The 8,793-nt window shown below is 53.1% G+C and carries 9 protein-coding genes and 1 tRNA gene; 4 read left to right on the plus strand and 6 right to left on the minus strand.

The genetic code is table 11. The features are described from left to right. Positions 1-151 precede the first annotated feature (151 nt). The 3 genes from ACTF5G_RS09285 to ACTF5G_RS09295 form a co-directional block, all read right to left on the minus strand. Positions 152-331 carry a DUF3223 domain-containing protein gene (locus ACTF5G_RS09285; protein ID WP_438952533.1) on the minus strand — a complete coding sequence of 60 codons (180 nt, stop codon included), beginning with the start codon at positions 329-331 and terminating at the stop codon, positions 152-154. Between the two features lie 300 nt (positions 332-631). Further along, positions 632-722 (minus strand) — tRNA-Ser (locus ACTF5G_RS09290). Positions 723-943: 221 nt separating this feature from the next. Next, positions 944-1,501, minus strand: coding sequence for a nitroreductase family protein (locus tag ACTF5G_RS09295; protein WP_438952534.1), 558 nt, complete (start codon positions 1,499-1,501; stop codon positions 944-946). 108 nt (positions 1,502-1,609) lie between these two features. Between ACTF5G_RS09295 and ACTF5G_RS09300 the strand changes: the two genes are divergently transcribed. Continuing rightward, positions 1,610-2,986 (plus strand): adenylate/guanylate cyclase domain-containing protein, encoded by a 1,377-nt coding sequence (locus tag ACTF5G_RS09300; protein ID WP_438952535.1) that lies wholly within the window; start codon positions 1,610-1,612, stop codon positions 2,984-2,986. Positions 2,987-3,002: 16 nt separating this feature from the next. Here the strand turns inward: ACTF5G_RS09300 and queF are convergent, their stop codons facing one another. The 3 genes from queF to ACTF5G_RS09315 are packed head-to-tail and all read right to left on the minus strand — an operon-like array spanning position 3,003 to position 5,544. After that, positions 3,003-3,824: an NADPH-dependent 7-cyano-7-deazaguanine reductase QueF gene (queF, locus tag ACTF5G_RS09305; protein ID WP_438952536.1), complete on the minus strand. Its 822-nt coding sequence runs from the start codon at positions 3,822-3,824 to the stop codon at positions 3,003-3,005. An 8-nt stretch (positions 3,825-3,832) separates the two neighbouring features. Beyond that, positions 3,833-4,606: an ABC transporter permease gene (locus tag ACTF5G_RS09310; RefSeq protein WP_036860768.1), complete on the minus strand. Its 774-nt coding sequence runs from the start codon at positions 4,604-4,606 to the stop codon at positions 3,833-3,835. Then, the gene (locus tag ACTF5G_RS09315; RefSeq protein WP_438952537.1) at positions 4,603-5,544 is read right to left on the minus strand and encodes an ABC transporter ATP-binding protein; all 942 of its coding nucleotides are present in this window, start codon (positions 5,542-5,544) and stop codon (positions 4,603-4,605) included. Before ACTF5G_RS09315 ends, ACTF5G_RS09310 begins: the two co-directional genes overlap by 4 nt. A gap of 436 nt (positions 5,545-5,980) precedes the next feature. Between ACTF5G_RS09315 and ACTF5G_RS09320 the strand changes: the two genes are divergently transcribed. From ACTF5G_RS09320 to ACTF5G_RS09330, 3 genes are all read left to right on the plus strand, one after another. After that, positions 5,981-7,126, plus strand: a complete 1,146-nt coding sequence (locus tag ACTF5G_RS09320) for a sensor histidine kinase (protein ID WP_438952538.1) — start codon at positions 5,981-5,983, stop codon at positions 7,124-7,126. Then, positions 7,123-7,521 (plus strand): response regulator, encoded by a 399-nt coding sequence (locus ACTF5G_RS09325; protein WP_438952539.1) that lies wholly within the window; start codon positions 7,123-7,125, stop codon positions 7,519-7,521. Before ACTF5G_RS09320 ends, ACTF5G_RS09325 begins: the two co-directional genes overlap by 4 nt. After that, positions 7,521-8,793: response regulator (locus ACTF5G_RS09330; RefSeq protein WP_438952540.1), on the plus strand; the 1,273-nt coding region annotated here is incomplete at its 3' end. The genes ACTF5G_RS09325 and ACTF5G_RS09330, both read left to right, overlap by 1 nt.

An 8,793-nucleotide genomic window follows, 5' to 3' on the forward strand; every position in this document is an offset into this window, starting at 1 on the left:
GTGAAAAGGTAACAAGCCGCTATGTAACACACATACTCAAGTTGGCTTTTCTATCGCCGGCGATTATAAAATCAATTATTCAAGGCTCACTGCCCGCCTCTTTCAACATGGAAGTATTTAAAAAAATGGATCTCAAATATTTCTGGGACGATCAAGAAGATAAGCTGTTAGTTTGGTAATGACCGTTACCCGCCAATAGCGGGCATATGAATGAGACTGACAGTGACGACTTTGATACCGTTACACAATTCTTATATAAAAACCTCTCTTTAGTCCCGTCGGTTCTTTCAACCCAAAAACACTTGGTTACATTGACTTGCCCCGCCCACAAAAAACATTAATCCCAGAACCAATTTTTTCGTGTGCCTCGGTGTGTTTTTCTAAAGTATGTGCCAAAGAACAAACACCCGCTTTGGGTCCGCTGCAGACAATATCGTTTTGACTAAAGGCAAGGCAAAGGCAAAAGCGAAGCGAATTTTTCCACTTTGAGAAAACACAGGTATTTTGGATAATTAGCTGTCTCTACAGTGACCTTTGAGACAGATTTCAGAGGGGAATAGCGTGCTATCTAATTGATTTTTAAAGAGTACTGCCGAGTCTCTACAAGACTGTAAAAACTCGGCAGACTGTATGGCGGTGAGAGAGGGATTCGAACCCTCGATACGCTATTAACGTATACACGCTTTCCAGGCGTGCTCCTTCAACCACTCGGACACCTCACCAAATTTTGTCATCTGAGCTTTAAAAAGCTTAACTTAACTCCGAAACCGCACGCCTGCGTGCTCGTTGTCAACCAATCGGATACCGATGCAATGCTCTCATTTCAGCTTGAAAAAACTTTGTTTTCAAACCCGGAACTGAGGGCCTCTGCCCGTCTGCGGATCAGTTGACGCAATATTTTGAGGAGCGGAACTGTACACAAGCAACCCGGAAAAAGCAATTGTCAGGGCCAGCTCTGAAAGTAATCATCAATAGCTGTTTCAGGGGCCTCGGGAGGGGCAATCTGGACAGTTCCCAGATACAGGAAGCCGATGATACGTTCGGCATCGCTGAGCCCCAGCCCTGCCATGACATTGGGGTCATAGGCGTAGTCGCCAGTTCGCCAGACCGCACCGACACCCTGTGCATAAGCGGCAGTGATCATATTTTGCGCAGCCGCACCGGCGGATAGCCACTGTTCTATTTCCGGGACCTTGGGGTTTTCTTTCGGGCTGGCGATCACGACCATGACCATTGGCGCGCGCAGGGGACGCTCGGCAATACGCTGCCGCGCTTTGTCACTGAGTTCGGCACCCTGCTGCTCTTCTGAACGAACAAACAGTTCCCCGAGCGCCTGCCGCCCCTCTCCCTCAATGATAAGAAAACGCCAGGGGCGCATTCTTGCGTGATCGGCAGCACGAAACGCCGCTCGCTGAATATTGGCCAGAATGTCACCTTTCGGCGCAGGTTCGGACAATCTGGGTACTGATACGCGCTGGTGAAGGGCCTGCAATGCATCCATTTTTTTTCCTTACTGCTGTATCCACTTTGCTGGGTCATGGACATTTTCGATGAGACATCGTGTAATGACGCGCACTGACTCACTGTACCGGGAACATTATCTTACAGGATGACGCCAAACAGTCTTAAAGAGACAAACCGCATTTTACATTACCAGAGCCTGTTCCGCCTTCTGGTAGGTTTTGCCGGTATTTTATCGCTACTCACGTTCCATCGTGGACTGGAGCATGAGCTGATTGTCACGTTGCCTCTGTTGGTGACCATTGGCTATATTCTTTCTTCCCATTTTGTATTACAGCGCGTCCCGCCCTCATCACGGCCCGGTGTCGGGACGGTTTTATCCTTTATTGATGCGCTGCTGCTCGGTGGCCTGATCTGCCTGATCGACCTGAGCCTTTTGCCTGTTCTGCTGCTGATTATTACGCTGCAGTTTAACGGAATCATTGGTGGCGGTTTCAGGAAATTGCGCAATGATAACCTGGCTCTGTTGCTTGGCATTGCAATAACCGCACTCCTGAGATTTCCCCAGTGGACACTTTCGGCAGACATCCTGACCAGCCTGCCGCCACTGTTGGCACTGGGGATATATATCTTTATTTACGGCGCCAGCAGTTCCAGGGAAATCGCAACCCTGGGAGAAAAACAGAAAGAGCTGGAAAAAACACAGGTTCAACTGAAACTGAGAAATTACCGCCTGTCAAAATATCTCTCCCCAACCTTGCTGAAGGCCATCCAGTCGGGCAAAGACGTCAAGCTGGAAACCCACCGCAAAAAACTGACCGTATTTTTTTCAGACATCAAGGGTTTCAGCGAACTGGCCGAAGAACTTGAGGGCGATGTGCTGACCAGCCTGCTGAACAGCTACCTGTCCGAAATGTCGCAAATTGCCCTGCAGCACGGCGGCACCATCGACAAGTTTATTGGCGACGCCATTATGGTCTTCTTTGGCGACCCCACCAGTAATGGCGTAAAGGCCGACTGTACGGCCGCAGTCTCAATGGCCATTGCCATGAAAAAACACATGAAGGAATTGCAACGTCGCTGGGCCAGTCAGGGTATAGAAACACCCATGGAAATACGCATGGGCCTGAATACCGGCTACTGTGCCGTGGGCAACTTTGGCACGGAGAACCGGCTGGACTACACCCTGCTCGGCACCGAAGTGAATCTGGCCAGCCGGCTGGAGTCTGCCGCAGAACCCGGCGAGATTCTGGTTTCACACGAGACCTACTCACTGGTGAAAGACCAGATCATGTGCCGCGACAAGGGCGATATTCAGGTCAAGGGCTATCAACAACCGGTGCGGATTTATTCTGTGGTGGACTTCCGAAAAAATATGGGCAGTGACCAGAGCTACTTTGAGCACATGACCGATGGTTTTTCTTTCTATATGGATATGGACAGAATCCGCCATTACGACCGGGATCGAATCATGAAGTCCCTGATCGAAGCCGCCGCCCAACTGAAAAACAAGAAAAACTACTAATTCTCGCTGCTCGCCCTCACTGCCTCGACAGGCGTACCCTGGGCGGATCGGATTGCACACTGCTGCGATAGGGATTGATCTCCAGCCCACCGCGACGGGTGTAGCGGGCGTAGACCTCCAGTGTGTCCGGCTGACACAACTCCCTGATTTCGGTAAAGATGCGTTCCACGCACTGCTCGTGAAAATCCTGATGATTGCGAAATGAAACCAGATAGCGCAACAACCCTTCGCGGTCGATTGCAGGACCACTGTAACGAATCAGAATACTGGCCCAATCGGGCTGCCCGGTGACCGGGCAATTGGTTTTCAACAAATGGCTGTAGAGCGATTCGCTGACCACTGTGTGTCCGTCTGCCAGGCCGAGCAGCGAGGGATCGGGGGCATAGGCGTCCACCTCCACCGGCAGGTCATCCAGGCAAATACCGGGCAGTGAGCCGAGTCCCATGTGACGATAACTGTCACCGGGGTGGATCCCTACCAGTATCGGCCCCACCACACAGGCACTGACGTCGCGCTCGATGGTCCGGGCCACCTCTTCCACGGAGCGATAGCGCTCCTGATTTAGCGAGTTGAGATAGAGTTTCAGGGATTTTGATTCAACCAGATTGAGCGTACTGCCCGGTATTGATAGCTCTGCCACCGCCACCACCGGTTTGCCCCGCATATCCAGCCAGGAGAGCTCATAGGCGGTCCAGAGATCCACGCCAAAAAAAGGCTCGGCGCCCAAAATACCCAGTGCCTGCCTGCCCTCTTGCCGGGGAATCGGGTGCAATAACTGCGGACTGTAGCTGGCGGGATAGTCAGTGTCGGCCCCCAGCAATAATTTTTTCTCAGTCACGGCTCACCTCAACTGCGCAATCGTTTGCCCCGCTCCAGCAGGAACAGCGAGAAGAAAAACAGCAGGGCGCAGAAACCCGTCACCATGACAAAGGCCCATGCCACATTAATATCCGAGACGCCCAACAGACCGTACCGGAAGGTGTTGACCATATAGAGCACCGGATTGGCCAGCGACACCGCCTGCCAGAAAGGCGGCAACATGCTGATGGAGTAAAACACACCGCCCAGGTAGGTGAGCGGCGTCAACACAAAGGTTGGAATAATGGAAATATCATCAAAACTGTTGGCGAAAACCGCGTTGATAAACCCCGCCAGCGCGAACAGGACTGCGGTCAAGAAGACAATGGCGACCGTTACGCCCAGATGGCTGACCTGCAGATCGGTAAAAAACAGGGACAGCAGTGTCACAATCACCCCCACAGCCAGACCACGGGCCACACCACCGATGACATAACCCAACAAAATAATGTAGTTGGGCACCGGCGACACCAGTAATTCTTCAATACTACGCTGGAACTTGGTGCCAAAAAAAGAAGACACCACATTGCCATAGGCATTGGTGATCACCGACATCATGATCAGCCCCGGCACCACAAACTCGATATAGGTGAAACCGGACATCTCACCGATCCGCGGCCCGATCAATTTGCCAAAGATTACAAAATACAGGGCGATCGTAATGGCAGGCGGCAGCAGGGTCTGCTGCCAGATGCGCATAAAACGGCGGACTTCCTTCACCAGGATAGTGGTAAACGCCACCCATTGCTGACCGGCATTCATAACTGCGCCTCCGCCGTTTCATTCCTGTGGGGCTCCACCAGGGAAACAAACAGCTCTTCCAGCCGGTTCGCCTTGTTGCGCATGCTGGTCACATGAATGTCCCGCTCGCTGAGACTAGCAAACAATTTGTTCAGTGATTTCCCCTTCACCACTTCAACCTCAAAACTGTGTTCATCGATCAGCTGCCCCGGATAACCCTCAATGGTCGGCATTTCTGTCAGGGACTCGCGGGTATCCAGCACAAACACCTCCTTGTTGAGCTGCCGCAACAACTGCTTGATGGAGGTATTGTGGATGATTTTACCCTGATCGATGATCGCCACGTTGCGGCAGAGACTCTCTGCCTCCTCCAGGTAGTGGGTGGTCAATATGATCGTGGTGCCGCTGGCATTAATCCCTTTTAGGAACTGCCACATAGAGCGGCGCAGCTCGATATCCACACCGGCCGTGGGCTCGTCCAGCACCAACAGCCGCGGTTCGTGAACCAGTGCCCTGGCAATCATCAGTCTTCGCTTCATACCACCGGAGAGCATCCGGGAGCGCTGATGGCGTTTTTCCCAGAGGCCCAGCTGCCTCAGATATTTCTCGGTGCGCTCCGCGGCAAGCTTTGGCGGCAATCCGAAATAGCCCGCCTGGGTTTTGACAATATCAATGACCTTTTCAAACTGGTTGAAGTTGAATTCCTGTGGAACCACGCCGATATACTGCTTGGCCAGGGAGAAGTTCCTGTCGATATCCGTCCCGAAAATAGCTATCTCACCAGCCGTTTTTCTCACCAGAGAACAGATGATGCCGATGGTGGTGGACTTACCGGCGCCGTTAGGCCCGAGCAGCGCAAAAAAATCGCCGGGTTGAACGTCAAGGTCGATGCCCTTGAGCGCCTCAAAGCCATTGTCATACTGTTTGTGCAAATTGCGAATCGATAATGCAGCGGTCATAGCGTCCCAACAGTTACAAAAATAAAAGCAGTTACAGAATAAAAGTGCCCGCGCGTCAACCAAAGAACATGGCCGGCTCAGTGGGGGTGATAGTCTAAATGACTTTGCCCGGCGTTTGTCGGTTAACACCAAAAAATCCGGCGCATTGGGCTGACATCAGGGGGCGGCGATACTGCAACTCGAACACAGCGACGAGCGAGTCCACTATCATTAAGGCAAGGATTGACCCACCAACCACTCTGGGCCTATTCTGCAGTGGTCATACTTATAAAAACAGCCCGCAATGACTGTCCATGCGTTAAATTGGTATTGCAGACTTGTGATAAGGAACCGCCACACTGACAGGAAGGACGGCCATGTTGCCCGGCTTGACTGCACTATCAAATAACCGGGAAATACCGAGAGTCGGAACCAATCCAATTTCCGGGGTTGCCCCATGAGCACCAACAGGCCCGACGACGAACCTGGTCAAAATACGGCTCTCCCACCCTCCTACGAACCGGGAGGAAAATGGTCACTGCGTTGCCGAGCACTGCTGATCACCGCCGTCTATGCCATTGTGGCCAGTTTGTGGATCTATGCCTCTGACCACGCACTGATGGCATTGGCAGCCGATACCGAAACATTCAGTCGCTGGAGCGTGTACAAGGGGATCGGATTTGTCCTGGTCACCTCCCTGTTATTACTGCTACTGATCTGGTGGGCTTTCGGTGCTCTGGAGAAAGCCTATGCCGACCTCAAAGCACTGAACCTGAACCTGGAAAAAAAAGTCAGGACTCGCACCAATGAACTGGAATTGGTCGCTAACCGCGCTGAAACTGCCGATCAATTAAAGTCATCATTTCTGGCCACCATGTCCCACGAGTTGCGAACCCCACTCAACTCAATCATCGGCTTTACCGGCATTATCCTGCAGGGAATGGCTGGGCCCATTACCCTGGAACAGAAAAAACAACTGGGCATGGTCCGCAGCAGTGCCCGCCACTTGCTGGATCTGATCAACGACGTGCTGGATATCTCCAAGATCGAAGCCGGGCAGTTACAGGTCCGACGTGAGCCTTTTGACCTGACCGACGCAATCGACCAGGTGATCGGGAGTGTCCAGCCATTGGCAGAGAAGAAAGGTCTGTCTCTTCACAGGGATATCGCAGAGGGTTTATCCACCATGTGCAGTGATCGTCGACGGGTTGAACAAATTTTGCTGAATCTGCTGAACAACGCCATTAAGTTCACCGATCAGGGCAGTGTCGCGCTGTATGTGGAGTTGGAACCGGCATGGATTCCTACCACTGCGGACGATGATGCAAATAACGGCGCTTCACCTCGCATCGAGCAGCCGGCACCCGCTGTTCGATTCCGGGTCACCGATACTGGCATTGGTATCCGACCGGAAGATATAGAGCAGTTATTCAAACCTTTCAACCAGGTCGACAGTGGCCTCACCCGTCAACATGACGGCACCGGATTGGGATTGGCCATCTGCAGCCGCCTGACCAACCTGCTCGGCGGCACGATCAAGGTGGACAGCCAGTGGTCACAGGGCAGTGAATTTACCGTGATATTGCCACTGGAGCTATCATGAAAGAACCCCGCCTCGATATTCTGGTCATTGAAGACAATGAGCTCAATCGCTACCTGCTGACTTTTTTACTGGAACACCGGGGTCACCGCGTCAGATCGGCCACCGACGGACCGGCAGGCATTGCACTGGCCAAGGCGCTGTTGCCCGACTTGATTCTGCTGGATATACAATTACCGACCATGCATGGGTATGACGTGGCGGCAACCCTGCGCGAGGTCGAGTCAGTGGGCAATATCCCCATTATCGCAGTGACCTCCCACGCCATGACGGGTGATCGCGAGAAAGCACTGGCAGCAGGCTGTAGTGGTTATATCGAAAAGCCCATCGACCCCGATACTTTTGTTGATGAGGTGGAAAGTGTCTGCTGGCAGTCTCCGGATATGGAAAGCAGCTGATGTCGCGAATCCTCATCGTTGATGACCGGGAAGAAAACCTCTATTACCTGGAGACGCTGCTCATCAGCCACGGTTATCAAGTCGATACCGCCGGCCAGGGCAACGAAGCACTGGATAAGGCGCGCAACACCCCTCCAGACATGATTGTCTCTGATCTGTTGATGCCCATCATGGACGGTTACACGCTGCTCCAGCAATGGAAGTCCGACTCCCGCCTCTCGCGTATCCCATTCATCATCTACACCGCCACCTACACCGAGGAAAGTGACCGTGAGCTGGCCCTGGATCTGGGTGCCGATGCGTTTATCCTCAAGTCCACCGAGCCTGAAGCTTTTCTCAAAGTCCTGTGGCAGATACAGGATCAACCCCATATCGCCAAACCTATTGCGACCAATCCCGTCGGCCTCGATGAAAACACAATTCTGAAGACCTATAACCAGACACTGGTTCGCACACTGGAAGAAAAATCCCGTCAATTGGAAATCGCCAACCGGGCCTTACAGAAGGACATTGCCCGCCGGGAAGCCACGGAAGCGGCACTTCGGGTCAGCGTGGAGCGATTCCGGTTATTGGCCCAGGCCACCAGTGATGCTGCCTGGGACTGGGATATGCTCAGTGACAATCGCTGGTGGAATGATGGTTTCACACAGCTCTTTGGCCACCGTCGCGCCGACTCACAACCCGACGACGACGCCTGGGCTGCGCTGATTCACCCCGATGATCGGGATGAGGTGCTGGCCGGACGCCGACTGGCCATTTCCCAAAATCGCAACAATCATTGGTCCGCCAGCTATCGTTTCAGATGTGCAGATGGTCATTGGGCGCAGGTGGAGGATCGCGGCCATCTGATTCGCGATGACCACGGCACCGTCATCCGGATGGTCGGAGGCATGACAGATATCACAAACCGCATCACAATGGAAAAACAACTTCACCGGGCACAGCGGCTGGAGGCTCTGGGTATGCTGACCGGTGGGGTCGCCCATGATTTCAACAACCTGCTCACTGTGGTCATGGGCAACGCGCAAATTCTGGAAGACACGCTGCACGACCACCCCGACCATCAAAGGCTGGCAAGAATGATCACAGAAGCAGCTGAACGCGGAGCGGATCTGACCCACCGCCTGCTGGCATTTGCCCGGCAACAGAGCCTCACCCCGAGGGCCGTAAACCTGAATCAACTGGTACTCGGCATCGAGCCGCTACTGCAGCGAACACTGGGCAGCAATATTGTAATCACCCTGGAACTCGATTCCCGGCTACCGACAGTCT

This window comes from Porticoccus sp. (assembly GCF_965660005.1).
GTDB lineage: Bacteria > Pseudomonadota > Gammaproteobacteria > Pseudomonadales > Porticoccaceae > Porticoccus.

Coding starts and splice junctions, on each gene's coding strand:
- ACTF5G_RS09295 (WP_438952534.1), bottom strand. CDS start 1,501: ATGGATGCATTGCAGGCCCTTCACCAGCGCGTATCAGTACCCAGATTG.
- ACTF5G_RS09300 (WP_438952535.1), top strand. CDS start 1,610: ATGACGCCAAACAGTCTTAAAGAGACAAACCGCATTTTACATTACCAG.
- ACTF5G_RS09310 (WP_036860768.1), bottom strand. CDS start 4,606: ATGAATGCCGGTCAGCAATGGGTGGCGTTTACCACTATCCTGGTGAAG.
- ACTF5G_RS09315 (WP_438952537.1), bottom strand. CDS start 5,544: ATGACCGCTGCATTATCGATTCGCAATTTGCACAAACAGTATGACAAT.
- ACTF5G_RS09320 (WP_438952538.1), top strand. CDS start 5,981: ATGAGCACCAACAGGCCCGACGACGAACCTGGTCAAAATACGGCTCTC.
- ACTF5G_RS09325 (WP_438952539.1), top strand. CDS start 7,123: ATGAAAGAACCCCGCCTCGATATTCTGGTCATTGAAGACAATGAGCTC.